This window comes from Methylobacterium sp. DB0501, from assembly GCF_011043735.1.
Lineage (GTDB): Bacteria > Pseudomonadota > Alphaproteobacteria > Rhizobiales > Beijerinckiaceae > Methylobacterium > Methylobacterium alsaeris.
Window position 1 is genome coordinate 402,666 of the sequence record NZ_JAAKGV010000001.1, and the last position, 24,496, is coordinate 427,161.

The following is a 24,496-nucleotide window of genomic DNA, read 5'->3' on the forward strand; positions in this document are numbered from 1 at the left end:
TCTTTGGCGGTCATTGCAGCTTGGGGTTCAGGGCGTCGCGCAGCCAGTCGCCGAGCAGGTTGATCGCCAGCACGAGGCCGGCCAGCGCCAGCCCCGGAAAGGCGACGATCCACCACTCGCCCGAGAACAGGAAGCGGTTGCCGGTGCGGATGAGCGTGCCGAGGGACGGCATCGTCTCCGGCAGGCCGGTGCCGAGGAAGGAGAGCGTCGCCTCGGTGATGATGGCGAGCGCGAGGTTGATGGTGGCGATGACGAAGACCGGGCCGGTGACGTTCGGCAGGATGTGGCGGGTGAGGATCACCGGCGCCGAGAGGCCGATGAGCCGGCCGGCCTGGACGTAGTCCTTGTTCTTCTCGACCATCACCGAGCCGCGCACGGTGCGGGCGTACTGCACCCAGAACGACAGGCCGATTGCCACGACGATGAGGGCGATCTGCGCATTCGCCTCCATGTGGCCGCCGGCCACCGCCTTGGCGACGCCGTCGACGATGAGTGCGATCAGGATCGCCGGGAAGGTCAGCTGCACGTCGGCGACGCGCATGATGATGGTGTCGACGAAGCCGCCGGCATAGCCCGCGATCAGCCCGAGGCCGATGCCGATGAAGCCCGACAAGAGCACGCCGAGCACCCCGACGAGGAGCGACAGGCGCATGCCGTAAAAGACCGCCGAGAGCACGTCGCGGCCCTGGTCGTCGGTGCCGATCAGGAACGGCGCCTGCCCGTCAGCGTACCAGATCGGCGGCAGGCTGGCATTCATCAGCTCGAGCTGCGCCGGGTCGTAGGGGTTCTGCGGCGAGATGAGGGGGGCGAGCAGCGCCAGCGCGACGAACAGGACCGTCGCCGCGAAGGCGGCCATCGCCAGCTTCGAGCGCTTGAAATTGGCGAAGAGATCGGAATCGAGGAAGCGCGCGAGGCGCGACGGCGGGGCCGCCGCATTCAGGGTCGGCGCGGGAGCGGGGGAGGCCATGGCTCTAAACAATCCTCACGCCGCCCGCCGCACCGAGAGGCGCAGGCGCGGATCGACGATGGTGTAGAGGAGATCGACCACGAGGTTGATCGTCACGAAGATGAGGGCGACCAGCAGCAGGTAGGCGGCCATGATCGGCACGTCGACGTTCTGCACCGCCTGCACGAAGAGCAGACCCATGCCGGGCCACTGGAAGACCGTCTCGGTGATGATCGAGAAGGCGATGATCGAGCCGAGCTGGAGGCCCGCCACGGTGATGACCGGGACGAGCGTGTTCTTCAGCGCGTGGCCGAAATGGATGGAGCGGGTGGTGAGTCCGCGGGCGCGGGCGAAGCGGATGTAGTCGGTGCGCAGAACCTCCAGCATCTCGGCCCGGACGAGGCGCATGATCAGCGTCATCTGGAACAGCCCGAGGGTGATCGAGGGCAGGATCAGGGCCTTCAGGCCGGACGCCGTCAGGAAGCCGGTGGTCCACCAGCCGATCCGCACCGTGTCGCCGCGGCCGTAGGACGGCAGCCAGCCTAAGCTGACCGAGAACAGGAAGATCAGCAGGATGCCGATCAGGAAGGTCGGCAGCGAGACGCCGACGAGCGAGATCGCCTGGACGAGCTTCGCCCCGACGCTGTCGCGGTGGAGCGCCGAATAGACCCCCATCAGGATGCCGGCGGTGAGCGCGAACAGGGTGGCGCAGAGCGCGAGTTCGAGCGTCGCGGGCATGCGCTCGGCGAGCAGCGTCGAGACCGGCTGGCGGAACTGGTACGAGTTGCCGAACTGGCCGCGCACGGCGTTGCCGGCGTAGCGGGCGAACTGCACCAGCACCGGATCGTCGAGGCCGAGGCTCTGGCGGATCTGCAGCCGCTCGGCATAGGGCGTGTCCGGCGCGACCAGCTGGTTCACCGGATCGCCGGCGAAGCGGAACATCGCGAAGGCGATCAGCCCGACCGCCAGCAGCACCCCGACGGATTGCAGCAGGCGGCGGAGAATGAAGGCGAGCATGAGGGGTTTCTTGTGTTCTCGTGTGGTCCGAGGCGGGGGCTCGGGTTTTCTGAAGCGAGACGACGTTCGAGCTTTCCCCTCCCCCTCGTGGGGAGGGGCTAGGGGTGGGGTGGTGCAGAAGGCACCACCGAGCTTTATCCGGCACCACCCCCACGCGGGATCTTCGATCCCCATGACCCCTCCCCACAAGGGGGAGGGAGGTGCTCGTCCTCGTAGGGGGTTAGCTCTCGGAGCGCCTTACGGCTCCTTCGACACCCAGTACAGCATCATCTGGTTGTCGGCGCGGGGCACCAGCTTCACCTTCTTCGACACGCCCCAGGCGAGCGCCTGCTGGTGGAGCGGGATGTAGCCCCAATCGTTCATGACGATCTCGTAGGCCTGCTTGATCATCAGGTTGCGGGCCTCCTGATCGGTCTCACGCTCGATCTTGTCGGCCAGTGCATCGACCTTCGGGTTGCAGTAGTTCCCGAGGTTGGTGGTGCCGCGCGGCGAGGACTTGTCGTTCCGGCAGCCGGCGATCTCGTACAGGATGTTGTGCGAGTCCATCGACGACGGCGTCCACCCGAGCATGTAGAACGAGGTGTCGAAGGCGGGCTTCAGGATCTTGGCGAAGTACTTCGCCTTGGGCTGGGCGATCAGGTTCACCTTGACGCCGACGCGGGCGAGCATCGAGGTCACGGCCTGGCAGATCGCCTCGTCGTTGACGTAGCGGTCGTTCGGGCAGTCGAGCGGCACCTCGAAGCCGTTCGGGTAGCCGGCTTCCGCGAGCAACGCCTTGGCCTTGGCCGGGTCGTAGGCCGGGCGCTTGAACTCCCCGGCGAGCGGGAAGAGCGGCGGGGCGATCAGGAGGGCCGCCGGGGTGGCCTGCCCGCGCATCACGCGCTTGACGATCGCGTCCTCGTCGATCGCCCGGAAGAACGCCTCGCGCACCCGCACGTCCTTGAACGGGTTCTTGCCCTTGACGTTGGAGCCGCGCAGCTCGTCGCTGGTCTGGTCCATGCCGAGATAGATCGTGCGCAGCTCGGGCGCGTTCACCACCACGGCGTTGGGGCTCGCGCTGACGCGGCTCTGGTCCTGGAGCGGGACCGGATCGACCCAGTCGACCTCGCCCGAGATGAGCGCGGCGACGCGGGTGGCGTCGTTGCTGATCGTGGTGAAGATCGCCTCGTCGAGGTTCGAGTCGACCTTGCCCCAGTAGCCGTCGAACTTCTTGAACACCGTGCGCACGCCGGGCTGGTGCTCGGTGATGGTGAACGGGCCGGTGCCGTTCTCGTGGAGCGCCGCGTAGCTCGGGGTCGAGGCCGCGACCGGGGTGGGCTTCAGGGCGTCGTGCTTCTCGGCCCAGGCCTTCGACATGATGTACCAGCCGCCGAACTGGTACAGGGCGATCGGGTTGGGGTTCTTCAGCACCATGTCGACGGTGTGGTCGTCCACCTTCACGAAGGTGGCGTCCGCCGGCACGTTGGTCTGGAAGTTCGAGCCCGGCGCCCGCACTCGCTCGGCGGAGAAGATCACGTCGTCGGCGGTGAAGGGCGAGCCGTCGTGGAACTTGACGTTCTTGCGCAGGTGGAAGCGGTAGCGGGTCGGCTCCGGGGTCTCCCAGGATTCGGCGAGGCCCGGGACCAGCTTCAGGTCCTTGTCGCGGGTGACGAGCGACTCGTAGACCGCGCCGTGCGCCGCGATCGTGAACGTTTCCTTCAGGGTGTACGGGTCGAGGGACTTGAGATCGCCCTGGAAGGCGAACCGGAAGGTGTTGGCGGCCGAGGCCGGCGCGGCACCGGCAACCGCCACGAGGGCGGTGGCGGCGAGGCAGGCCAGCAGCGGACGAAACTTCACAGGCGACATCGACAGGGACACTCCGCGGAAATCCAAAGGGGCGGTCAAGCGCGTTAGAGCATCTTCCAGCGCCGCAGGCGACGCCCAAATGCTGAAAAATGATGCACCGTCCCGTCCCTTCCGGCCAGGGGGCAGGAGGGTGCGGAACGATCGTGCAGCCGTTACAAATCCCGGGCCAACCGGCGGCCGGGCATGCAGCCGGCGCTTGGGTCCGCGACATTCGCGAGCCGCACAAGGGAGTTGACCGCGGGCCGGTCTGCCTGTTGCATCCTGCGCATTCGTTCCCGCCCCGACACGAGCGTTTTGTCACATGCCCGTCATCAACCGCGTCGCCGCCCTCTCCGACGAGATCACGGCCTGGCGCCGCGACTTCCACCAGCATCCCGAGCTGCTGTTCGCCCTCGACCGGACCTCCGGCCTGGTGGCCGAGCGGCTGCGGGCCTTCGGCTGCGACGAGGTGGTGACGGGGTTGGGGAAGACCGGCGTCGTCGGCGTGATCCGCGGTCGCGACACCGGCTCGGGCAAGGTCATCGGCCTGCGCGCCGACATGGATGCCCTGCCGATCGAGGAGACGAGCGGCGTCGCCCACCGCTCGACGGTGCCGGGCAAGATGCACGCCTGCGGGCATGACGGCCACACCGCCATGCTGCTCGGGGCCGCCAAGTACCTCGCCGAAACCCGCAATTTCGACGGCACGGCGATCGTGATCTTCCAGCCGGCGGAAGAAGGCGGCGGCGGCGCCGACGTGATGCTGAAGGACGGCCTGATGGAGCGCTTCGGCATCCAGGAGGTCTACGGCCTGCACAACATGCCGGGCCTTCCGCTCGGCAATTTCGCGATCCGCCCGGGCGCGATCATGGCGGCGGCCGACCGGATCACCATCCGGATCGACGGCAAGGGCGGCCACGCGGCGGCGCCGCACGATTGCATCGATCCGGTGCTGGTCGCCTCCCACATCGTCACCGCCCTGCAATCGATCGTTTCGCGCACCCTCGATCCGATCGCCTCGGCGGTGATCTCGGTCACCCAGGTCAAGGCGGGCGACGCCTTCAACGTGATCCCGGAATTCGCAATCCTCAACGGCACGGTGCGCACGCTCTCCGAGAGCGTCCGCGACACCTGCGAGGCGCGCATCGGTCAGGTGGCGTCCAACGTGGCCGCCGCCTTCGGTGCCACCGCGACCGTCGATTACGGCCGCGGCTACCCGGTCACCGCCAACGATCCCGCCCGGGCGAGCTTCATGGCCGACATCGCCGCCGAGGTCTCGGGCGAGGGCGCGGTCGAGCGCGCCGTCCAGCCGATGATGGGCGCCGAGGACTTCTCCTACATGCTGAACGCCCGCCCGGGCGCCTACATCTTCCTCGGCACCGGTCCCGGCGCCGGGCTGCACCACCCGGCCTACGACTTCAACGACGAGGCCGCGCCCTACGGCGTCTCGCTGTTCGCCCGGATGATCGAGCGGGCGATGCCGGCGGCGTGAGGGATCGGCACCGTCGGGCGGAGCCGCCCGACGGTGCCGCCCGGGCGCGGCGACGCAATTGCGGCTCGCCTCCGGCGCGCGGGGCCTCATATGGCCCGGGTCAGGCGGCCGTCGCCGCGTGAATCCCCGAAAGGAGCCCGATGCCCCGCCTGCTGCCGATCCTCGCCCTGTCCGTCGCGCTCGGGGTCCCGCCCTCCCTCGCCCTGGACGCGTCCAGGCCCAGCCCGGGTGGCGAGCGCGATCTCGAGCGGCTCGAGGTCGGCAGTCCGATCGCGGCGGACCGGGCGAGGCTCGGCAGCCTGATGGTCGGGCGCGGCTGCCTCTCCACCGACGGCGCCTTCGCCACCGACGGGACCTTGAGCTGGCAGCCGAGCTGCTTCGGGACCTTCATCGCCGGCGGGATCGGCAGCAAGGTCTACCCGACCCGCGGCACCGCGAAGGACGGCGACGGCCATCCGAGTTCCAACGCCTATGCCTCGCTGCTGGTGCAGTTCCAGGCCGACGGAGCGGTCAAGCGCGAGGTGAACGGGATGTTCATCAACGCGGATATCGTGGGCGGGGCGGCCTCGGCGGCGGAGCGCGACTCCACCAACACCACCGGGCAGCTGATCTCGCTGCGCCAGCGTCCCGGCCCGAACGGCGAGCGTCCTCCGACCGCCTGGGGCCACAACATCGACCTCCACATCGCCCCCGGCGCCGGCGACGTTCAGAGTTGGGGCGTCGAATACGACATCAACAACTTCAACAAGGATTGCGCGCCCGGTTCCGGTTGCCTCTCGGCCGGCATGTTCTTCAACGGGATCAGCGGTCATCCAAATACGGCATGGATCTATTCGGGCGGCGGAACGACGAACACCTACAAGGGTACCGTCACCGTCGGCAAGAACATGATCAATTGGGTCTCGGGCGCGAAATTCGTCCCGGCCCTCTACGGCATCCGCCTCAACGGCACCTTCTACCGCGCCCGCTACGTCAGTCCGACACAGCTCTCCGGCGACGTCGCGATCCCCGACACGGCCGCGCCGGTGGCCTACACGGCCCAGAATGCCATCGTCCACAACGGCATCTTTCTCCAGGGCGACAACAACGTCTCGGGCTCGGACTTCATCTCGGCCACCAACGCCTATCACGGCATCAACATCACCGGGCATCACCACGTCGCGTTCAACGCGGCCGGCGACAGCGCACCCTACGCCCTGCTGGCGCGCCCGGGGCAGAACCTGTGTCTCGACAGCTTCGACAGTTGCGTGAGCGACAACGGCACCGGCCTGGTCTACGGCCGCAAGGGAGCGCGGGTGCTCTACGCCGAACCGCAGCGCACGAGCGTGAGCGGATTCCTCAACTCGCCGCTCGCCACCCCGGCCTCGTCCAAGGCCCCGTGCCAGGCCGGCGACTGGGCGCACGACGCCAACTTCGTCTATACATGCGTCGCTGCCAATACCTGGAAGCGCGCCGCCCTCTCGTCCTGGTGAGGGGCGGCGCTTGAAGGTGCCCTATACCTCGAACGTCACGCCCTGCGCCAGCGGCAGGGTCTTGCCGTAATTGATGGTGTTGGTGGCCCGCCGCATATAGGCCTTCCAGGAATCCGAGCCCGCCTCGCGGCCGCCGCCGGTCTCCTTCTCGCCGCCGAAGGCGCCGCCGATCTCGGCGCCCGAGGGGCCGATATTGACGTTGGCGATGCCGCAATCGGAGCCCGACGCCGACAGGAAGGTCTCGGCCTCGGACAGGTCCCGGGTGAAGATCGAGGAGGAGAGGCCGGCCGCCACCGCGTTCTGGGCGGCGATCGCCTCCTCCAGATCGGTGTAGCGCGTCACGTAGAGGATCGGCGCGAAGGTCTCGCGGCGCATCGGGCCGGCCTGCTCGGGCATCTCGACGAGGGCCGGGCGGACATAGGCGGCCGCCTCGCCGCGGATGTCGCGCAGGCGCTCGCCGCCATGGACGGTGCCGCCGATCGCCCGCGCCTCGTCGAGGGCGCGCGCCATGCCGTCGGCGGCGTGGACGTCGATCAGCGGGCCGATCAGGGTGGCGGGATCGCGCGGATCGCCGATCCGCACCGAGCCGTAGGCCGCCTTCAGGCGCGGCACCAGGGCATCGTAGACCGAGTCGTGCACGAAGAGCCGCCGCAGGGTGGTGCAGCGCTGGCCCGCGGTGCCCATCGCCGCGAAGGCGATGGCGCGAAGCGCCAGGTCGAGGTCGGCGGAGGGCGCCACGATGGCGGCGTTGTTGCCGCCGAGCTCCAGGATCGCCCGGGCGAAGCGGGCGGCGAGCTTCGGCGCCACCTGCCGGCCCATCGCGGTCGAGCCGGTGGCGGAGACGAGCGCGACCCGCTCGTCCTCGACCAGCCGCTCGCCGAGTTCCCGGCCGCCGATCAGCAGGCCGAGCAGGCCCTCGGGCGCGTCGGCGCCGAAGCGCTTCACCGCCTTCAGGGCCAGCGCGTGGACGGCGAGCGCGGTGAGCGGGGTCTTCTCCGACGGCTTCCAGATCACCGGATCGCCGCAGACGAGCGCGAGCGCCGCGTTCCACGACCACACCGCCACCGGGAAGTTGAACGCCGTGATGACGCCACACACCCCGAGCGGGTGCCAGACCTCCATCATGCGGTGGTCCGGCCGCTCGGTCGCGATGGTGAGCCCGTGCAATTGCCGCGACAGGCCGACGGCGAAGTCGCAGATGTCGATCATCTCCTGGACCTCGCCGAGGCCCTCGGACAGGATCTTGCCGGCTTCCAGCGTCACGAGCCGGCCGAGATCGTCCTTGTGGGCGCGCAGCTCCTCGCCGAGCAGCCGTACCAGCTCGCCGCGGCGCGGGCCCGGCACCCGACGCCAGGCGAGGAAGGCCTGGGCGGCCCCCGCCAGAACTGCCTCGGCCTCGTCCGCGCCGGTCTGGCGCAACTCGGCCGCCACGCCGCCATCGACCGGCGAGCGCGCCGGGAGCCCGCCTTCCGCGAAGGCCTGGGCCGGGACGCCGAGGCGCTCCAGCACCGCCAGGGTGTCGTCGCGGACGGACAGGATGGTCGGGGCCATGGGACGATCTCCGTGTTGAAGACAGACGGCCCGCCTCCTTGCGGAAGGCGGGCCGGGCATGATTTGCGATCTTAAGGGATTCGACCCCGTTTCACAGCAGGAGCGGGCTTACGCGGCCTTCCGCTTCGGCTGGATCAGCTTGCGGTTGACCAGCACCTCGGCGATCTGGACCGTGTTGAGGGCCGCGCCCTTGCGCAGGTTGTCCGACACGCACCAGAACGACAGGCCGTTCTCGACCGTGATGTCCTCGCGGATGCGCGAGATGTAGGTGGCGTCCTCGCCCGCCGCCTCGTGCGGGGTGATGTAGCCGCCGGGCTCGCGCTTGTCGTCGACCAGGATGCCGGGCGCCGAGCGCAGGATCTGGGTCGCCTCCTCGGCCGAGAGCGGGCGCTCGAACTCGACGTTCACCGCCTCCGCGTGGCCGATGAACACCGGCACGCGCACGCAGGTCGCCGTCAGCTTGATCTTGGGGTCGAGCATCTTCTTCGTCTCGACCATCATCTTCCACTCTTCCTTGGTGGAGCCGTCCTCCATGAAGACGTCGATGTGCGGGATGACGTTGAAGGCGATGCGCTTCGTGAACTTCTGCACCTTGACCTCGCCGGCGGTGAACACCGCGCGGGTCTGGTTGAACAGCTCGTCCATCGCGTCCTTGCCGGCGCCGGAGACCGACTGGTAGGTCGCGACGACGACGCGCTTGATGGTGGCGGCCTCGTGCAGGGGCTTCAGGGCCACGACGAGCTGCGCGGTCGAGCAGTTCGGGTTGGCGATGATGTTCTTCTTGGTGAAGCCCACCACGGCGTCGGCATTCACCTCTGGCACGATCAGCGGCACGTCGGAATCGTAGCGGAAGGCCGACGAGTTATCGATGACGACGCAGCCCTGCTGGCCGATGCGGGGCGACCACTCCTTCGAGGTCTCGCCGCCGGCCGACATCAGGCAGATGTCGGTGTCGGAGAAGTCGTACTGGTCGAGGGCCTGGACCTTCAGCGTCTTGTCGCCGAAGGAGACCTCCTGGCCCAGGCTGCGGCGGGAGGCGAGCGCCACCACGGTGTCGGCCGGGAAGGCGCGCTCGGCCAGGATGTCGAGCATCTCGCGGCCCACATTGCCGGTGGCTCCGACGACGGCAACCTTGTAACCCATCTCAATCGCTCCAGTTCGGATGACTTCCTCCCCGGACGATCTCAGGCGGGCTCATGGAGCCCGGCCTCCGTCCGCCACGGACGGGGAGGGATCCGAGGACGACGCGAGGCTTCAGCCGGCGGCGGTCATCGCCGTCGTGGCTTTGCGTTTCGTCGTGGTCGACACAGGCCGCATGGCGCGGTCAGTCCTCGGAAATGGCGACACCCGAGATGGGGTGCGCGAGCGCGGGAAGCAACAGCCGGAACGCCCCCGCCTGTCAAGGGGTGGAACCGGGCGCCGGCAACAGATTTCCCGCGACGTCACTGTTAGGGTCTCGTTGACTCTGCGGCCGGTCGGCCGGGGACAAGTCGGGGCGGGTCAACGAAATCGCTAAAATGCGAGGGGATCCTGGTTTCGCGAACACGCGCAACCGTAAGGAGCGATCCCGTGCGGCAGAGGCCGGACTTCGACGACGCCGCCCTGGCGCGGGCGGCCCAAGCCCTCTCGCAAGACATCGGTCCCGTCGAGCCGCTGCTGCCGCGGCCGTTGCCGCGCGCGGCCCCGCGCGCCTGCCGGGGCCGGCGGGCTGCCGGCCGGACCGTCGGTGCCGCGGCGGTGATCGCGCTGCTCAGCGTGCTCGCCAGCGAACGGCGCCAGGCCGACGGAACGCCTGCCGATCCGCCTCTCGCCGATCGGGGCGCCTTCGTGCCGCGCTACGCCGCCCCCGCGGTGGCGCCCCCGGTCTGGAGCGACGCCGCGCCCGACCGCTACCGCCTCGGCGAGGCGACCGGCAGCGCCCGGATCCAGGCCGGCGGACTGCGCGAGGACACCCTGACCATCGGCGCCTTCGGCGTGCAGGAGGCGCCGTACCTGCGCCTCGTCGCCGCCGAGACGGCGGAGCCGGACGGGGAGGGGAGCCTGTTCGTCACCCTGGCGCGCCGGGCCGCCGAGGCCGGCGGCCTCTCGGTGGCGCGCACCGGCGAGCGCGCCCGGCTGGCGACGCGGTTCGGGGCGCTCGACACCGTCGACGCGACCCTCTCCGACCCCGAGGGGCGGCGCGCCTGCACGGCGTTCCGCCTCGGCGCGGCCCTGCGGCTCGAAGGCTGGCTGTGCGCGCCGCTGGGGCAGCTGCCCGAGCCGCAATCGGTCGCCTGCACGGTCGAGCGGCTGGGTGCCCTGCCGGGGGCCGCTCCGTCTCCGGCGGTGGCCGAGATGCTGGCGCAACCGCGATCGGCCGCCTGCCCGCCCGAGGAGCCCGCCACCACCGCGGCCCTGCCGACGCCCCGCAAGGCGGTTCGAAAGAATGCGGCGAGAGTGCGGCATTCGCGACCAGCTTCGCCGTGAACGGGAACCTCGGCCGCGCTCGCACGTCTCTTTCCACAAAGGCGTCGTTTCTTAACGAGTGCGGCGCTACCCCTGGCGACGTTCATCAAAGGTGCGTCATGCGCTTCCAGACTCTCGCCCTGACCGGGCTTCTCTCCCTCGCGGCCCTGGGCGCCGGCACCGCAGCCTCCGAGGCGCAGGACAGCTACGTCATCCGCAGCTACCGGGACGGCCAGGGCCTCGCGATCCGGGTGCGTCCGCGCAGCTGGCTCGATGCCGGAAACGTGGTCGAGGCCAATTCGGGCGCGGTGAGCAACCCGGCCACCAACCCGCACTTCATCACCGCCTCCTACCTGAATTCGCCGCCCTACATCGCCAACCGCGAGCGCTTCGGCGGCGCCGGCATCCTGCCCGATCCGATCACCAACGGCCCGTTCATCGGCGCCCGCCGCAGCGCCGTCACGGTGGATCTCTCGGCGATCGACTACCTCGACCCGACCTCGCCGCTGTCGCGGGCGCGTTACGGGTACTGATCCGCGACGCATCGACGGATTGTGCGACGGGCCCCGAGAGGGGCCCGTTTCGTTTGGAAGGTGTCTCTCGACCGAGCTGGCACCCTCCATCGTCATCCCGGGGCCGCGCAGCGGAGCCCGGGATCCATAACCGCCGACGATGCAGGAGGAGGTGGCCAGTGCTCTGCTTCGCTCGGCACCGTTAGCGGGTATGGATCCCGGGTTCTCGCCTGCGGCGCGCCCCGGGATGACGCCGAGGGTTGTCGATGCGGACTGTCATTCGACGTTCCGCCCCTACCGCTCCTCCGCCTTCACCCACTTGATCACCCGCGGCGGCTCGTAGGCCCGGATCCGCGCGACGAGGTCCGCCGGCTCGGTGCCGACGATCAGCATCGCCCGGTGCGGCTCGCGCACGAAGCCCTCGGCGACCACGGAATCGAGGAAGCCCAGGAGCCCGTCGAAGAAGCCGCCGGCATTGAACACCGCCAGCGGCTTCCGGTGGTAGCCGAGCTGGGCCCAGGTCCAGACCTCGAACATCTCCTCGAAGGTGCCGAGGCCCCCGGGAAGAGCCACGAACCCCTCGGCGAGGTCGGCCATCAGCGCCTTGCGCTCGTGCATCGAGGCGACGACGCGCAGGTCGGTCAGGCCGAGATGCGCGGTCTCCTTCTCGACGAGGGCCTGGGGAATGATGCCGGTCACCCGGCCGCCCGCCGACAGCACGCCGTCGGCGACCGCGCCCATCAGCCCGACCTTGCCGCCACCATAGACCAGCTCGATCCCGGCCTCGGCGAAGTGGCGCCCGAGCGCGGTCGCCGCCTCGCGGTAGAGCGGGCGGGCCCCGTCGCTGGAGCCGCAGAACACACACAGGCGCATGGTCGTCCCTTTCCCGATCAGCCGGCTTGCGCCTGCAGCTCGCGCACGATGGCATCGCCCATCTCGGCCGTGCCGACCGCGTTGGTACCCGGCCCGGCGATGTCGCGGGTGCGGGTGCCGGCGGCGAGCGTGCGGGTGATGGCGGTCTCGAGCTGGTCCGCCGCCTCCAGGAGGCCGAAGGAGTAGCGGAGCGCCATCGCCAGCGAACCGATCATGGCGATCGGGTTGGCGAGATTCTGGCCGGCGATGTCGGGAGCCGAGCCGTGGACCGGCTCGTAGAGGGCGCGCCGGGTGCCGTTCTCGACCGCGCCCAGCGAAGCCGAGGGCAGCATTCCGAGGGAGCCCGTCAGCATCGCGGCCACATCCGACAGGATGTCGCCGAACAGGTTGTCGGTGACGAGCACGTCGTACTGCTTGGGATTGCGCACCAGCTGCATGGCGCAGTTGTCGGCCAGCACGTGCTCCAGGCCGACATCGGAATACTGCTCGGCATGGAGCCGGGTGACCGTCTCCTTCCACAGCACGCCGGTCTTCATCACGTTGTGCTTCTCGGCCGAGGCGACCTTGTTGCGGCGCTTGCGGGCGAGGTCGAAGGCCACCGCCGCGATCCGCTCGATCTCACCGGTGGTGTAGATCTGGGTGTCGACCGCGCGCTTCTGGCCGTCTTCCAGCGTCACGATCTCCTTCGGCTCACCGAAATAGACGCCGCCGGTCAACTCGCGCACGATGACGATGTCGAGTCCCTCGACCAGCTCGCGCTTGAGCGCCGAGGCCTCGGCCAAAGCCGGGTAGCAGATCGCCGGGCGCAGGTTGGCGAACAGGCCGAGATCCTTGCGCAGGCGCAAGAGGCCCGCCTCGGGGCGCTTGGCATACGGCACGCCGGCCCATTTCGGCCCGCCGACGGCGCCGAACAGCACCGCGTCGGCGGCCTTGGCCCGGTCCATCGCGGCTTCGGAGAGCGGGACGCCGTGGGCGTCGATCGCCGCGCCGCCGACGAGGTCGGTCTCGGTCTCGAAGCGGGCGATGCCGGCGCGGGTGAACCAAGACAGAACCTTGGAGACCTCTTGCGCCACCTCGGGGCCGATGCCGTCGCCGGGCAGGAGCAGGATCTTGTGTGTGGCCATGGCGTGACCTTCTCGAAAAGGGGAGGGGGCGGAGGAACGGTCCCTCCGCCGGGAGTTCGGGGGCGGTTTACGACTTGCGCGCGACGGTGAAGCGGGCGGCCTCGCAGAGCGTCGCGGCGGCCTCGCCCCAGGGCTTCAGGGCGCTCTCGCACTCGCCCACGAGGCGCTCGCATTCGGCGCGGGCGCCGTCGAGGCCGAGGCGGTCGACGAGGGTGGCCTTGCCGGCCTCCTTGTCCTTGCCGGTGCGCTTGCCCATCGCCTCCGAGGAGGCCTCGCGGTCGAGGATGTCGTCGGCGACCTGGAACGCCTGGCCCAGCGCCCGGCCATAGGCCAGGAGCGCCCGGCGCTCGTCCGGGGAGGCGCCGCCGACGAGCGCCCCGGCATCGACCGAGAAGGCCAGGATGGCGCCGGTCTTCATCGCCTGAAGCTGGAGCGTGGCGTCGACGTCGAGGTTGGCCGGGCCGAAGCGCCCCTCCGCCCCGAGATCGAGGAGCTGGCCGCCGACCATGCCGCCGAGGCCCGAGGCGCGGGCGAGGCCCAGCACCAGCTCGGAGCGGATCAGCGGGTCGGCCTGCCAGGCCGGATCGGCGACGATCTCGAAGGCGAGGGTCTGGAGGGCGTCGCCGACCAGGATGGCGGTCGCCTCGTCGTACTTCTTGTGCACGGTCGGCTGGCCGCGGCGCAGGTCGTCGTCGTCCATCGCCGGCAGGTCGTCGTGGACGAGCGAGTAGCAATGGACCAGCTCGACGCCGGCGCCGGCCGCCATGGCCCCCTCGAACGGGCCGCCGAGCATCCGGGCGGTCTCGATGGCGAGGAACGGGCGCAGGCGCTTGCCGCCGTTGAGCACCGCGTGGCGCATCGCCTCCATCAGCCGGGGCGGCCGGGCGATCTCGCCGGCCTGCACCGCGTCGCCGAGGCGCTCGGCGAGGAAGCCTTCGACGCTCTTGGCGACGGCCGAGAGCCGCGCCGTGAAATCGCCTGCCTGCGGGTATCCTGTGGTGCCGGCCATCGTTTTTTCCTGGGGACGGCCCGGCGTCGTGTCCTGCGGGGCCCGCGTTGACGTCATGGTGTCCTCATATCGACGGGCACGCCGAGAGGAGGGTCGGATTCAGGAGCCGCGGGTCACGGCGGAGCGCCGGGAGGGCGTGCCGCAGCCGCTGCGGGGCTTGGTCCCGGCGGGGGCACCACCGGCCCGGCCCCGGGGTCGGCGCATCGTGCGCGCCGTGCTCCTGGTGCCCGTCATGGCGGTCGTCCTCGTCCTGGTCCTGGCGCTCGTCTATCGCGCGCTGACCCCGCCCTCAACCCTGATGCTCGGCCGCTGGGCCACGCTCCAGCCGGTGACCCGCGAGGTGGTGGCGCTGGATGCCATCGCCCCGGCCCTGGTCCAGGGCGTCGTGGCCTCCGAGGACCAGCGCTTCTGCCTGCATGGCGGCGTCGACTGGGACGCCCTGTGGAGCGTCGTCGACGACGAGGACGGCCCGAGCCGCGGCGCCTCGACGGTGACGATGCAGACGGTGAAGAACGTCTTCCTGTGGCCGGGCCGCTCCTACCTGCGCAAAGCCCTCGAGATCCCGCTGGCGCTGATGGTCGATCTGGTCTGGGGCAAGCGCCGGACGATGGAGATCTACCTCAACGTCGCCGAGTGGGGCGATGGGATCTTCGGGGCGGAGGCCGCCGCCCGGCACTGGTTCAATAAGTCCGCCCGCGACCTCACCCGGGGCGAGGCCGCCCTGCTGGTCGCCGCCCTGCCGAACCCGTTTTTCCGCAACCCGCGCCACCCGACCCGGGTCCTGCGGGCGCTCGCCGGGCGGATCCAGGGACGGACGGCGGGGATCGGGTCATTGAGCCAGTGCGTGCGGCCGTGAGCCGGCGAACATTCGGCGCCCTGGCGACTTTCCCTCAAGGCCGCCCGGAACGGGGCTGGCGCGGCGGCCTTTCCCCCCGTAACACCGGCCGCGCCCGCCCTTTGCGGCGCGGCCCTTACAAGGGAAGCACGATGTTCACTCTCGAGATCGACGGCACGCCCGTCGCCATCATCCGGTCGAACGAGGAACGGGCCCGGGAGCTTCTCGAGGTCGAGGGCTTCAAGGACGACCTGCGCACCATGAAGAGCGACGGCCGCCCGCTGTGGACGGGCAAGGTCGAATCGCTGAAGCTGCGCCCCGCCACCGAGGACGAGGTCGAGACCTTCGAGGACTCGATGGACGAGGAGGATTTCGAGGACGAGGACGAGCCCAAGGCCGCGAACGACACCCAGGCCGGGACCGACGACGAGGACGAGGAGGACGACGTCGACATCCTGTTCCTGGTCGACATCGACGACGAGGACGAGGCGTAAGGCGAAACGCCTCGCGCGGCCGGCCTTGGGGTCGGCCGCGCTTCCCCCGGCGGGTGTCAGGGCGTGCGCCGCACGATGCCGATCGCCCCGAGGCCAACCCGCAGGTCGGTCTCGAAGCGCTGATAGGAGGGTAGGCGCCCGAGGCGCCGCAGGTCCATCTCCGCGGCGATCTGGTCGAGCAGACCTCCGGGATCGGGCGCGCGCCGCCCCTTGCGTCCGCCGAACAGGACGCGAACCGCCTCGTTGAGGGCGCGCTTGGGATCCTCGACGGTTTCCGCCCGCTCCGGATGCCAGGAGAGGGGGACGCGATCTGGCCAAGACGCGAAGCCGAACACCCGCGCGACCGCATCGGGATCCGCCAGCGTCCAGGCCTCCATCTCGCGGACCGGCATCAGCGGCACGATGCGGTGTTCCGGCATCGCGCATTCCGCTCGGGAGAATGTCCGGACCTGTCCGACAATCTGCGCCTCCACCTGCTCGACCCGCGCTCGCGACGCGTCGGCGTGGATCACGAACAGATCGACGCTGTCCCGGTCGCGGCAAACAATGGCGGCGCGCGCGGCATTGGTCTTCTCGGTGTAGGAGAGGATGTCTTCCTGCAGTTCGACCCTGACGACCGCCTCTGCCTGCACGATACCGAGCAGCGTGCGGTAGACGATCTTCGGCAGGAAGCGCCGGTCGGTAGGCCCCTCCGAGAACAGGCCGGCCACGAGCCACGTCATGCCAAGTCCTGCGTCAAAGGGTGCGCTCGTCCCCGCTCTGGACGATCCGATCGATATCCGATCGTGTCAGGCGGTGCTCGCGGTCGTCGAGAGGGAGTTCGCCCGCGACGAGGCCGGCGCGCATACGCGTGCGGCGCGTCACGGCCCTGTGCTCGGGATCGACCCGGGACACAACGTCGACGGCAACGATCTCCTCGTCCTCCGTCGCCCGGAGCACGACGGGAGAATGGGTGTTGAGGATCACCTGGAACAGGCGCTCCTCGTCGTCCTCGGCTGTCCGTAACGAGGTGCAGGCCTCGCGTAGCACTGCGATCAGGCGGGCGAGCCGGTCGGCGTGGATGCCGTTCTCCGGCTCCTCGAACAGCAGCACGCTGCGGCGGCGCGGATCGTAGAGATAGGTCAGCAGGGCGAGCATCCGCAGCGTGCCGTCCGACAGCACGCGGGAGCTGAATTCCTCGCCGTCCTGCGTCGTCAGCAGGAAGCGATAGCGGCCATAGGCTTCATCCCGCTCGACGCGCAGGTCCTTCACGCCCGGGATCAGGGTCGACAGGGCGGAGCGGATCAGCCCGATATCGCCGCGCGGACGCTCGGGCGTTCGCGTCTCCGCCTCGATCCGGGCCAGCACTTTCGCAAGATTGGAGCCGTCGGGCAGCAGGTCGTCGGGGGCCAGCGCGTCGCTCGGCTCGCGCTCGGCCGAGACTTCGAGCTGCAGGAAGGTCATGCCCTCAAGCTCCTGCCGCAGCGCGAACAGGTGTGGGAACTCGGTGGCGGTGGTGATCTTCGACAGGACTGTCGCGGTGGCGCGGCCCTTGCGGACCGGGAACGGGCGCGGGAGCCCCTGTCGGCCGTCCTGGTTGACCTGGAACGTATCGTCCAGTGTCTCCAGAAAGGGCGTCCGTGCCCGGCCGGTGCCGTATCGGGCGCGCCTCTTGGCAAAATCCTGCGCGAGCGAGGAGCGTCGGCCCCATGCATCGTCGGCCCGGCGGATCGCAGAAGCCTGCTCGCGGCGGACGTAAAGCCGTTCCAGGCCGCCCGGGTCGTCGGCGCGCCGCTCGATCTCAAGCTCGTAGCGCAGGCGGGTATGGGCGAGGGGCTTGCGCTGCCCGAAGGCGTCCTCGACCTCCGGGTCGAGCAAAACCTCGACTGCGAAGCGCATCGCGTCGACGGTCGCGCCGTCGGCGCGGCGGCGGAACATCTCGCTCGGGTCGCCCCGCATGGTCCGGACTGCGTCCGGCAAGTCCAGGGCGGCGAGGCGCGCCAGCAGCCGGAGCGCGTCGAAGAAGTTCGACTTTCCCGACGCGTTCGGGCCGGCGATGACCGTGAAGGGTTGCAGGTCGAGGGTCAGGCCCTCGAAGCTCTTGAAGCCATCGATCTCGACCCGCGTCAGCATCTGGTGCCTCAGGCGCCCAGCTTGCGCTTGCGCTGGCCGAGGGTTCGCAGGCGCAGCGCGTTGAGCTTGATGAAGCCCGCCGCGTCGCGGTGGTCGTAAGCGACGGCGCCTTCCTCGAAGGTCACGAGGTCCTGGTCGTAGAGCGAGTTCGGGCTCTCGCGGCCGATGACGTGGACGCCGCCCTTGTAGAGCTTCAGCCGCACCGTGCCGGTGACCATCTCCTGGCTCTTGTCGATCAGGGCCTGGAGCATCTCGCGCTCCGGCGAGAACCAGAAGCCGTTATAGATCAGCTCGGCGTAGCGCGGCATCAGCTCGTCCTTGAGATGGGCCGCGCCGCGGTCGAGGGTGATCGACTCGATCGCCCGGTGGGCCGGCAGCAGGATGGTGCCGCCGGGGGTCTCGTACATGCCGCGGCTCTTCATGCCGACGAAGCGGTTCTCGACGAGGTCGAGGCGGCCGATTCCGTTGGCGCGGCCCAGCTCGTTGAGCTTGGCGAGCAGGGTCGCCGGCGACAGGCGCTCGCCGTCGATCGAGACCACGTCGCCGCGCTCGAAGCCGATGGTGATGACGGTCGGCGTGTCGGGCGCCTCCTCGGGGGAGAGGGTGCGCGAGTAGACGTAGTCCGGCACGTCCTGCGCCGGATCCTCCAGCACCTTGCCCTCGGAGGAGGCGTGCAGGAGGTTCGCGTCGACCGAGAACGGCGCCTCGCCGCGCTTGTCCTTGGCGATCGGGATCTGGTGCTGCTCGGCGAAGGCCAGGAGCGATTCGCGGGAGCGGAAATCCCATTCGCGCCAGGGGGCGATCACCGTCACGTCGGGCTTGAGCGCATAATAGCCGAGTTCGAACCGGACCTGGTCGTTGCCCTTGCCGGTGGCGCCGTGGGACACGGCATCCGCCCCGACCTTCTCGGCGATCTCGATCTGCTTCTTGGCGATCAGGGGCCGCGCGATCGAGGTACCGAGGAGATAGATGCCCTCGTACTGGGCGTTCGCCCGGAACATCGGAAAGACGTAGTCGCGGACGAATTCCTCGCGCAGGTCCTCGATGAAGATATTCTCGGGCTTGATGCCGAGCAGCTCCGCCTTGGCGCGGGCCGGCTCCAGCTCCTCGCCCTGGCCGAGATCGGCGGTGAACGTCACCACCTCGCAGCCGTAGGTGGTCTGGAGCCACTTGAGGATGATCGAGGTGTCGAGGCCGCCCGAGTAGGCGAGCACGACCTTCTTCACGCGCTTCTGGGGCTGGTCGGACATGCGGGCGCGCCTTGCGATGATGGAGAACGGAGGACCGCGGGGGCTTACCAGCCCGGCCCGGCCGCGTGCAACCGCGCTCCGTAAGTTCCATCGCCCACCCGTGGCGAAGCGACGCCTAAGGCAACGCTTGTGGGCGGGGCGTGCGGACGCGAAGGTGCGCATTCAGTCCAACGGAGGGGTGCGATGCCGCGCCGGCCCACGCTCGAATTCTGGTTCGAGTTCGCATCCACCTATTCGTATCTCGCCGCGATGCGGATCGAGGCGCTCGCCGAGGCCGCCGGGGTGACCCTGCGCTGGCGTCCGTTCCTGCTCGGGCCGGTCTTCGCCGCGCAAGGCTGGACCTCCTCGCCGTTCAACCTCTACCCGGCCAAGGGCCGCAACATGTGGCGCGACCTCGCCCGCGAGGCCGCCCGCCTCGGATTGCCTCCGGTGATGCGCCCCGCGAGCTTTCCCCAGAACAGCCTCGCGGCGACCCGGGTCGCGGTCCACGGCGCCGAGGAGCCGTGGATCGGCGCCTATGTCCGGGCGGTCTACGAGGCGGAGTTCGCACGCGGCGCCTCGATCGCCGAGCCGGCCGCGATCTCCGCGCTCCTCAACGGGCTCGACCTCGACGGCCCGGCGCTGATCCGCGCCTCGACCCAGGAATCGGTGAAGAGCCGCCTGCGCTCGATCGGCGAGGAGGCGAAGTCCCGCGGGCTGTACGGCGCCCCGAGCTTCCTGACCGAGGACGGCGAATTGTTCTGGGGCAACGACCGGCTGGAACAGGCGCTCGCCTGGGCGGTGGGGGAGCGGCCGGCGGGGTTGCGGTAGGGGCGAGAGCCCTACTCCTTCTCCAGGATCGACACGGTGCCGTCGCGCTCGACGATGGCGGCGGCGACCCAGTCGAGGTCGTCGAGCTTCTGCTGGCGCGCGGCGGTGCGGATGTCGGCCTGCTGCATGCGCAGGCGGCGCATCGCGGTCTCGTTCCAGCGCCCATCGCGGAAGACCACGATCGGGGTGCCGTCGACGACGCGCTCGAACCAGACGAAGCGCAGCTTCAGCCACGACACCGCGACATGCATCAGGCCGACGGTGAACAGGGCACTCATCGCGCCGACGAAGGAGCGGTCGTCGCCGAGCACGGCGCTGACCGAGAGGCCGCCGAACAGGAACAGCACCACCATGTCGATCGGCGCCTGCTGGCTCGCGGTGCGGCGGCCGATCAGCCGGATCACGAACAGCACGATGACGTAGGCCGCAGCGGCCTTGAGGACGGTATTCATCTCACGGCACCGCGAATTGCGACCAGGACAGGGTCTCGCCCTCGTCGAGGCGAGCGGTGAGGGCGACGGCGCCGAGGAAGCTCGGCGAGCCGGTGAAGCGGATCACCGCGCGCGTCTCGCCCTTGAGCACCGGGAAGACGAGGCGGATGTTGCCGCCGGCGATCTGCCAGGCCTGCGGCCGCGGCGTGATGCTCTCGAGGCCGAACAGGTCGACCAGCTCCTTGGCGATCGTCACCGCGACTTGGTCGCCGCCGGGCGGCACCCGGGTGTCGAGGCGCACGATCGTCGGCGCGCCGAAGCGCGTCACCGGCTCGTAATGGATCACGATCGAGCCGTCGCCGTTGGCGCGAGTGTGCTCGCTGAACGGCCCCCGCCCGAGGAATCCGAGGGCGCAGACGACCACGAAGGCCAGCATCAGCCAGCGCCCGGCCAGCTCCGCCCGGCGCCAGCGATCCTCGAAGCCGGGATAGAAGCCGGCGGCGATCTCCTCGCGCATCGGCGGATCGTCATGGATGACCTTCACGGGGGGCACTCTCGTCGCGGGCGGCCCGTCTCGGGATGCCGCAGGGTCGCAAGGCGACGACATAGCGCCGGGACGTCGGACGGCCATGTCCTTGCACCGGCTGGAACCCCGCTCCGGCCGCGCCTACAAGGGGACGCAGCGCCAGCCGGCCTCGCGATGGTGTCAGACCTGCACCGACCTTCCTCGGCCGCGCCGGCCGGGCGCCTCGTCGCCCTCGACCGGATGCGCGGCTTCGTCGTCGGCCTCGTGGTCCTGCACCACGCGGTGCTGGCCTACTGCACGTTCGGCCACATCGACCGGGTCCACTACGCCCTCTCGACCGCGCCGATCGTCGATCCGCAACGCTGGATCGGCTTCGACCTGGTCGTCCTGCTCGACGACGGCTTCTTCATGCCGCTGCTGTTCGGGCTCTCCGGCCTGTTCGTCCGCGACGGGCTCGCGCGCAAGGGGGTCGGACCCTACCTGCGGGCGCGGCTGCTCCGCCTCGGCCTCGCCTTCTGCGTCGCCGAGCTGACGCTCGTCCCGCTGGCCTATTACCCGTCCTTCCTGCAGGCCGGCGGCAAGTTCCTTCAAGCCGGCGACGCCCCGGGCTTTCCGGCCTTCTGGCACGCCACGGTCACGGCCGGGCCGTGGCCGAGCGGGCCGCCCTGGTTCATCGGCGTCCTGCTGCTGTTCGATGCCGCCGCGGCCTTGTGGTTCGTGCTCGCGCCGCACGAGTGGTCGGCCACGCCCGCGGAGGACCCTCGCCCGGGCCGGGACTTCGTCCGGCTCGTCGCCGTCACGATCCTCGTCTTCCTGCCGCTGCTTCTCGCGGTCGGTCCCCGTCCCTGGTTCGCGGTCGGGCCGCTCGCCGTGCAGGGCAGCCGCATCGGGCTCTACGCGGCGTATTTCGCCGCCGGGGTCGGGCTCGGCCGAGGCGGCGGGCCGGCCATCGCCGGGTTCGGGCGGGCGCTCGCCCGCCGATGCGGGCTCTGGGTCGCGCTCGCGGTGGCCGCCGGGACGGTCTTCGTCGCGGCGACCCGCCTCGGCGCGGCGGTCCCCCGGCCGGCCCAGGCGGCACTCGCCCTCGACGGGATCGCGCAGGCTGTCTTCTGTGCCGCCGCCTGCTTCGCGCTGCCGGCCCTGTTCCTGCGCCTCGCGGAGGGCCGGCATCCGGCCTGGGACAGCCTCGCGGCGAATGGATTTGCCGTCTATCTGCTGCACTATCCCGTCGTGACCTGGACGCAGTACGGGCTGCTCGGGTGGAAGGCCGGCGCCGTGGCGAAGGGCCTCTCGACCTTCGTCGTCGCGCTCGGCGCGAGCTGGGCCGGCGCCGCATTGCTGCGGCGGTCGCCCCTGGTCGGACGGGTGCTCTGACCGCCGCGCCCGGTTTGCCGCCGCGAAGAAACCCGCTATGCTTCATGCGGGTCGGCAGTCACCCAGGCGTCACCGCCCCGCGAGGGGAGCTAAACCTGTCCATTCTCCCTTCGGCCACGCTCATTCCCGTGCCGCGTCGAAAGCCGGTGACCCTCGACATCCGATCAGGACCGGCACACGGAGAATGACCGTGCCGAGAGACCCGATTCCCTTCGCGACCCACGACGTGTCGGCGCTCGCCAAGTCGCTGCGTGCCCAATGGGCGGCGCGGACCAGGCCGGCGAGCCAAGGACCGAGCCGCGTGCCGAGCCATGTCGAGATGCTGAACATGCTCGCCCGGGCCGCCGGCCACCGCAACTTCCAGCACTTTCGCGCCCTGGGCGACCCTCGCCCGCCGGAGGATCGCTCCGCCCCCGCTCAAGCCGATCCCGAGATCGTGCAGCGCGCCGCACGGTACTTCGATGCGCAGGGACGGTTGCGGAGCTGGCCGGCCCGGCGGTCGATCCAGGATCTCTGTCTCTGGGGGCCGTGGTCGAAGATCCCGGCCCAGCGCTCGTTCGACGAGCGGCAGATCAGTACCCTGCTCACCGCGCTTCATCTGTTCGGCGATCCCGCCATCATCCGGCGCACGATGTGCCACGTCGGGTTGATGACCCGGGGCATCGACGGGCGGGATTATCGCCGGATCGAGCGGGCCCCGTCGCCCGAGGGGGCGGCGCTGATCCGCCAGCTTCGCCGGAACGGGCACTGACCGGACCCGCCGCGATGGCCTGTCTCCGGCCATCGCGGCGGGTGCGGGAGGGGCGGAAGCCGGCGCGTTCAGCCCCGCACGGCCGAGGCGTTCGCCGGAAGTGCCGCCGCGGTCTCCGCCGGCTCGCCGGCCGCGACCCAGCGCAGGCACAGGGCGGCGGCGAGCATCGGCAGGGCCAGCGCCACGCAGTAATCCGGCCGCTCCCAGCCCGCCGCCATCAGCATCCCGGCGAGCGACGGCCCGGCGACGGCGCCGAGGCGGCCGACGCTCATGGCGAGCCCGGTGCCGGTGGCGCGCACCGGGGCCGGGAAGATCGGCGGCACCACCGCATACATCGCGTTGATCGAGCCGTAGAGGCAGAAGCCGATGGCGAGGGTGGCGGCGAGCAGCGCCGCCGGCGTCGCCGGGACGTGGCCGAAGAGGGTGGCGGCGAGGAACAGGCCGGCCATGAAGGCGGCGGCGAGCCGGCGCGTCCCGGCCTTCCGGGCGGCGAACCCGAACAGCAGGCAACCGGCCGCCCCGCCGAGATTCATCAGCATCGCTCCCGAGATGCCGCCGCTGACGCTGAGCCCCAGCTCGGTCAGCACCTTCGGGGTCCAGCTCAGGAAGAAGTAGCAGGTCGTCATCACGCAGAAATACGCCGCGCAGGCCGCGAGCGTGCGGGTGCGGTAGGGCGGGCGCGCGATGGCCGAGAGGCTGGCGCCGGCCTCGGCCTCGGCGCGCAAGGGGGCCGGCAGGGCGGCCAGCGCCGGACGGCCGAGCCGGGCGAGCACCCGGTTGACCTTCGTGAGCGCCCCGGCCGGGCGGCGGGCGATGAGGTAGTCGAGGGATTCCGGCAGGAAGGCCAGCACCGCCGGCACCAGCGCCAGCGCCACGAGGCCGCCGAAGACGTAGACGGCGCGCCAGCCGTAAGCCGCGATCAGGTAGACCGAGAAAGCGCCGCCCAGCGTCGCGCCGAGGGGATAGCCGAGCGACATCAGCGAGATCGACAGGTTGCGCCAGCGGTCGGTGGCGTATTCGGCCACCACGATGTTGACGGTGGCGAGCCCGCCGCCGATGCCGAGGCCGGTGAAGAGCCTCACCAGGGCGAGTTCGGTCAGGGTGTTCACCGCGGCGGCGGCCAGCATGCCGAGGCACAGGATGGCGAGGCACAGGAGCAGGGTGGTGCGCCGGCCGAACCGGTCGCTCAGCGGCGCGATCAGCAGGGCGCCGAGCCCCATCCCGGCGAGCCCGGCACTGAACAGCAGGCCGAGATCGGTCGGCTTCAGGGCGAAGTCCCTGGCGATCGAGGCCGCCGTGAAGGCGACCACCAGCACGTCGAAGCCGTCCAGCGCACAGATCAGCACGCAGACCGCCACGGCGGCGACCTGGAACGGGGTCATGGAGCCCTGGCGGATCGCGGCGCGGGGGTCGGATGTGTCCGGTGTGACGGCCATGGTGGTCCTCCCAAATATTGTATTCGTCTTTTTTCGATGATCGCGAGGGTTGTCGCACCCTCCGCGTCATCCCGGGGCTGCGCGGCGGAACCCGGGATCCATCACCGCTGGCGTTCCAGTACGAGGCGGGACGCGATACGCCGTATCCGGCACCGTCGGCGGTTATGGATCCCGGGGTCTCATCTTCGGCGAGTCCCCGGATGACGTCGGAG

23 protein-coding genes are annotated in these 24,496 nt (G+C 70.2%); 9 read left to right on the plus strand and 14 right to left on the minus strand.

Annotated features, from left to right (window positions below; genetic code table 11):
• Positions 1-10: 10 nt before the first annotated feature.
• The 3 genes from G4G93_RS01865 to G4G93_RS01875 all read right to left on the minus strand — a co-directional run bounded on the left by G4G93_RS01865 (position 11) and on the right by G4G93_RS01875 (position 3,799).
• Positions 11-967, minus strand: coding sequence for an ABC transporter permease (locus tag G4G93_RS01865; RefSeq protein WP_165080713.1), 957 nt, complete (start codon positions 965-967; stop codon positions 11-13).
• Between the two features lie 15 nt (positions 968-982).
• A complete protein-coding gene (locus tag G4G93_RS01870; protein ID WP_165080715.1) occupies positions 983-1,963 on the minus strand; it encodes an ABC transporter permease in 981 nt (326 codons plus the stop codon).
• A 237-nt stretch (positions 1,964-2,200) separates the two neighbouring features.
• Complete coding sequence (locus G4G93_RS01875) at positions 2,201-3,799, minus strand: ABC transporter substrate-binding protein (RefSeq protein ID WP_409513815.1); 1,599 nt, start codon at positions 3,797-3,799, stop codon at positions 2,201-2,203.
• A 310-nt stretch (positions 3,800-4,109) separates the two neighbouring features.
• Between G4G93_RS01875 and G4G93_RS01880 the strand changes: the two genes are divergently transcribed.
• Together G4G93_RS01880 and G4G93_RS01885 are read left to right on the plus strand one after the other, a co-directional pair.
• Entirely contained in the window at positions 4,110-5,279 is a 1,170-nt protein-coding gene (locus G4G93_RS01880) for a M20 aminoacylase family protein (RefSeq protein ID WP_165080719.1), read from the plus strand.
• A gap of 140 nt (positions 5,280-5,419) precedes the next feature.
• Positions 5,420-6,751, plus strand: a complete 1,332-nt coding sequence (locus G4G93_RS01885) for a hypothetical protein (RefSeq protein ID WP_165080721.1) — start codon at positions 5,420-5,422, stop codon at positions 6,749-6,751.
• A gap of 21 nt (positions 6,752-6,772) precedes the next feature.
• Here G4G93_RS01885 and G4G93_RS01890 read toward each other — a convergent pair whose 3' ends face one another.
• Together G4G93_RS01890 and G4G93_RS01895 are read right to left on the minus strand one after the other, a co-directional pair.
• Positions 6,773-8,302, minus strand: a complete 1,530-nt coding sequence (locus G4G93_RS01890; protein WP_165080723.1) for an aldehyde dehydrogenase family protein — start codon at positions 8,300-8,302, stop codon at positions 6,773-6,775.
• Positions 8,303-8,410: 108 nt separating this feature from the next.
• The gene (locus G4G93_RS01895) at positions 8,411-9,445 is read right to left on the minus strand and encodes an aspartate-semialdehyde dehydrogenase (RefSeq protein ID WP_165080734.1); all 1,035 of its coding nucleotides are present in this window, start codon (positions 9,443-9,445) and stop codon (positions 8,411-8,413) included.
• 426 nt (positions 9,446-9,871) lie between these two features.
• Here G4G93_RS01895 and G4G93_RS01900 point away from each other — a divergent pair, with 426 nt between their 5' ends.
• Together G4G93_RS01900 and G4G93_RS01905 are read left to right on the plus strand one after the other, a co-directional pair.
• Positions 9,872-10,768: a hypothetical protein gene (locus tag G4G93_RS01900; protein WP_165080736.1), complete on the plus strand. Its 897-nt coding sequence runs from the start codon at positions 9,872-9,874 to the stop codon at positions 10,766-10,768.
• 98 nt (positions 10,769-10,866) lie between these two features.
• Positions 10,867-11,280, plus strand: coding sequence for a hypothetical protein (locus G4G93_RS01905; RefSeq protein WP_165080738.1), 414 nt, complete (start codon positions 10,867-10,869; stop codon positions 11,278-11,280).
• A gap of 273 nt (positions 11,281-11,553) precedes the next feature.
• Here G4G93_RS01905 and G4G93_RS01910 read toward each other — a convergent pair whose 3' ends face one another.
• The 3 genes from G4G93_RS01910 to G4G93_RS01920 form a co-directional block, all read right to left on the minus strand.
• On the minus strand, positions 11,554-12,132 hold the full coding sequence (locus G4G93_RS01910; protein WP_165080740.1) for a TIGR00730 family Rossman fold protein: 579 nt from the start codon (positions 12,130-12,132) through the stop codon (positions 11,554-11,556).
• A gap of 17 nt (positions 12,133-12,149) precedes the next feature.
• Positions 12,150-13,256 (minus strand): 3-isopropylmalate dehydrogenase, encoded by a 1,107-nt coding sequence (gene leuB, locus G4G93_RS01915; protein WP_165080742.1) that lies wholly within the window; start codon positions 13,254-13,256, stop codon positions 12,150-12,152.
• Positions 13,257-13,323: 67 nt separating this feature from the next.
• Positions 13,324-14,322 carry a polyprenyl synthetase family protein gene (locus G4G93_RS01920; protein WP_395410240.1) on the minus strand — a complete coding sequence of 333 codons (999 nt, stop codon included), beginning with the start codon at positions 14,320-14,322 and terminating at the stop codon, positions 13,324-13,326.
• A gap of 148 nt (positions 14,323-14,470) precedes the next feature.
• Between G4G93_RS01920 and mtgA the strand changes: the two genes are divergently transcribed.
• Together mtgA and G4G93_RS01930 are read left to right on the plus strand one after the other, a co-directional pair.
• Positions 14,471-15,121 carry a monofunctional biosynthetic peptidoglycan transglycosylase gene (gene mtgA, locus G4G93_RS01925; protein ID WP_395410243.1) on the plus strand — a complete coding sequence of 217 codons (651 nt, stop codon included), beginning with the start codon at positions 14,471-14,473 and terminating at the stop codon, positions 15,119-15,121.
• A gap of 131 nt (positions 15,122-15,252) precedes the next feature.
• Positions 15,253-15,594: a hypothetical protein gene (locus G4G93_RS01930; RefSeq protein ID WP_165080748.1), complete on the plus strand. Its 342-nt coding sequence runs from the start codon at positions 15,253-15,255 to the stop codon at positions 15,592-15,594.
• A 56-nt stretch (positions 15,595-15,650) separates the two neighbouring features.
• Here the strand turns inward: G4G93_RS01930 and G4G93_RS01935 are convergent, their stop codons facing one another.
• The 3 genes from G4G93_RS01935 to G4G93_RS01945 are packed head-to-tail and all read right to left on the minus strand — an operon-like array spanning position 15,651 to position 18,956.
• Positions 15,651-16,304, minus strand: coding sequence for a DUF4276 family protein (locus G4G93_RS01935; RefSeq protein WP_165080750.1), 654 nt, complete (start codon positions 16,302-16,304; stop codon positions 15,651-15,653).
• 25 nt (positions 16,305-16,329) lie between these two features.
• Positions 16,330-17,706: an AAA family ATPase gene (locus tag G4G93_RS01940; RefSeq protein WP_165080752.1), complete on the minus strand. Its 1,377-nt coding sequence runs from the start codon at positions 17,704-17,706 to the stop codon at positions 16,330-16,332.
• An 8-nt stretch (positions 17,707-17,714) separates the two neighbouring features.
• Entirely contained in the window at positions 17,715-18,956 is a 1,242-nt protein-coding gene (locus G4G93_RS01945; protein WP_165080754.1) for an argininosuccinate synthase, read from the minus strand.
• A 183-nt stretch (positions 18,957-19,139) separates the two neighbouring features.
• Here G4G93_RS01945 and G4G93_RS01950 point away from each other — a divergent pair, with 183 nt between their 5' ends.
• Positions 19,140-19,766, plus strand: coding sequence for a 2-hydroxychromene-2-carboxylate isomerase (locus G4G93_RS01950; protein ID WP_165080756.1), 627 nt, complete (start codon positions 19,140-19,142; stop codon positions 19,764-19,766).
• Between the two features lie 11 nt (positions 19,767-19,777).
• Here the strand turns inward: G4G93_RS01950 and G4G93_RS01955 are convergent, their stop codons facing one another.
• Together G4G93_RS01955 and G4G93_RS01960 are read right to left on the minus strand one after the other, a co-directional pair.
• Positions 19,778-20,218 carry a DUF421 domain-containing protein gene (locus tag G4G93_RS01955; RefSeq protein ID WP_165080758.1) on the minus strand — a complete coding sequence of 147 codons (441 nt, stop codon included), beginning with the start codon at positions 20,216-20,218 and terminating at the stop codon, positions 19,778-19,780.
• 1 nt (position 20,219) lies between these two features.
• Positions 20,220-20,741 (minus strand): hypothetical protein, encoded by a 522-nt coding sequence (locus G4G93_RS01960; protein ID WP_165080761.1) that lies wholly within the window; start codon positions 20,739-20,741, stop codon positions 20,220-20,222.
• Positions 20,742-20,897: 156 nt separating this feature from the next.
• On the opposite strand from G4G93_RS01960, the gene G4G93_RS01965 reads away from it, so the two are divergent.
• Positions 20,898-22,097, plus strand: a complete 1,200-nt coding sequence (locus G4G93_RS01965) for an acyltransferase family protein (protein WP_165080763.1) — start codon at positions 20,898-20,900, stop codon at positions 22,095-22,097.
• 190 nt (positions 22,098-22,287) lie between these two features.
• Complete coding sequence (locus G4G93_RS01970) at positions 22,288-22,848, plus strand: DUF2087 domain-containing protein (RefSeq protein ID WP_165080765.1); 561 nt, start codon at positions 22,288-22,290, stop codon at positions 22,846-22,848.
• A gap of 68 nt (positions 22,849-22,916) precedes the next feature.
• On the opposite strand, the gene G4G93_RS01975 is transcribed toward G4G93_RS01970, so the two are convergent.
• Entirely contained in the window at positions 22,917-24,284 is a 1,368-nt protein-coding gene (locus G4G93_RS01975) for an MFS transporter (protein WP_165080767.1), read from the minus strand.
• Positions 24,285-24,496: the final 212 nt, after the last annotated feature.

What these genes read in the sequence shown, in the direction of transcription:
- G4G93_RS01865 (WP_165080713.1), bottom strand. Translation starts at nt 967, where the DNA reads ATGGCCTCCCCCGCTCCCGCGCCGACCCTGAATGCGGCGGCCCCGCCG.
- G4G93_RS01870 (WP_165080715.1), bottom strand. Translation starts at nt 1,963, where the DNA reads ATGCTCGCCTTCATTCTCCGCCGCCTGCTGCAATCCGTCGGGGTGCTG.
- G4G93_RS01880 (WP_165080719.1), top strand. Translation starts at nt 4,110, where the DNA reads ATGCCCGTCATCAACCGCGTCGCCGCCCTCTCCGACGAGATCACGGCC.
- G4G93_RS01885 (WP_165080721.1), top strand. Translation starts at nt 5,420, where the DNA reads ATGCCCCGCCTGCTGCCGATCCTCGCCCTGTCCGTCGCGCTCGGGGTC.
- G4G93_RS01890 (WP_165080723.1), bottom strand. Translation starts at nt 8,302, where the DNA reads ATGGCCCCGACCATCCTGTCCGTCCGCGACGACACCCTGGCGGTGCTG.
- G4G93_RS01895 (WP_165080734.1), bottom strand. Translation starts at nt 9,445, where the DNA reads ATGGGTTACAAGGTTGCCGTCGTCGGAGCCACCGGCAATGTGGGCCGC.
- G4G93_RS01905 (WP_165080738.1), top strand. Translation starts at nt 10,867, where the DNA reads ATGCGCTTCCAGACTCTCGCCCTGACCGGGCTTCTCTCCCTCGCGGCC.
- G4G93_RS01910 (WP_165080740.1), bottom strand. Translation starts at nt 12,132, where the DNA reads ATGCGCCTGTGTGTGTTCTGCGGCTCCAGCGACGGGGCCCGCCCGCTC.
- leuB (WP_165080742.1), bottom strand. Translation starts at nt 13,256, where the DNA reads ATGGCCACACACAAGATCCTGCTCCTGCCCGGCGACGGCATCGGCCCC.
- G4G93_RS01920 (WP_395410240.1), bottom strand. Translation starts at nt 14,322, where the DNA reads ATGACGTCAACGCGGGCCCCGCAGGACACGACGCCGGGCCGTCCCCAG.
- G4G93_RS01930 (WP_165080748.1), top strand. Translation starts at nt 15,253, where the DNA reads ATGTTCACTCTCGAGATCGACGGCACGCCCGTCGCCATCATCCGGTCG.
- G4G93_RS01940 (WP_165080752.1), bottom strand. Translation starts at nt 17,706, where the DNA reads ATGCTGACGCGGGTCGAGATCGATGGCTTCAAGAGCTTCGAGGGCCTG.
- G4G93_RS01945 (WP_165080754.1), bottom strand. Translation starts at nt 18,956, where the DNA reads ATGTCCGACCAGCCCCAGAAGCGCGTGAAGAAGGTCGTGCTCGCCTAC.
- G4G93_RS01950 (WP_165080756.1), top strand. Translation starts at nt 19,140, where the DNA reads ATGCCGCGCCGGCCCACGCTCGAATTCTGGTTCGAGTTCGCATCCACC.
- G4G93_RS01955 (WP_165080758.1), bottom strand. Translation starts at nt 20,218, where the DNA reads ATGAATACCGTCCTCAAGGCCGCTGCGGCCTACGTCATCGTGCTGTTC.
- G4G93_RS01965 (WP_165080763.1), top strand. Translation starts at nt 20,898, where the DNA reads ATGGTGTCAGACCTGCACCGACCTTCCTCGGCCGCGCCGGCCGGGCGC.
- G4G93_RS01975 (WP_165080767.1), bottom strand. Translation starts at nt 24,284, where the DNA reads ATGGCCGTCACACCGGACACATCCGACCCCCGCGCCGCGATCCGCCAG.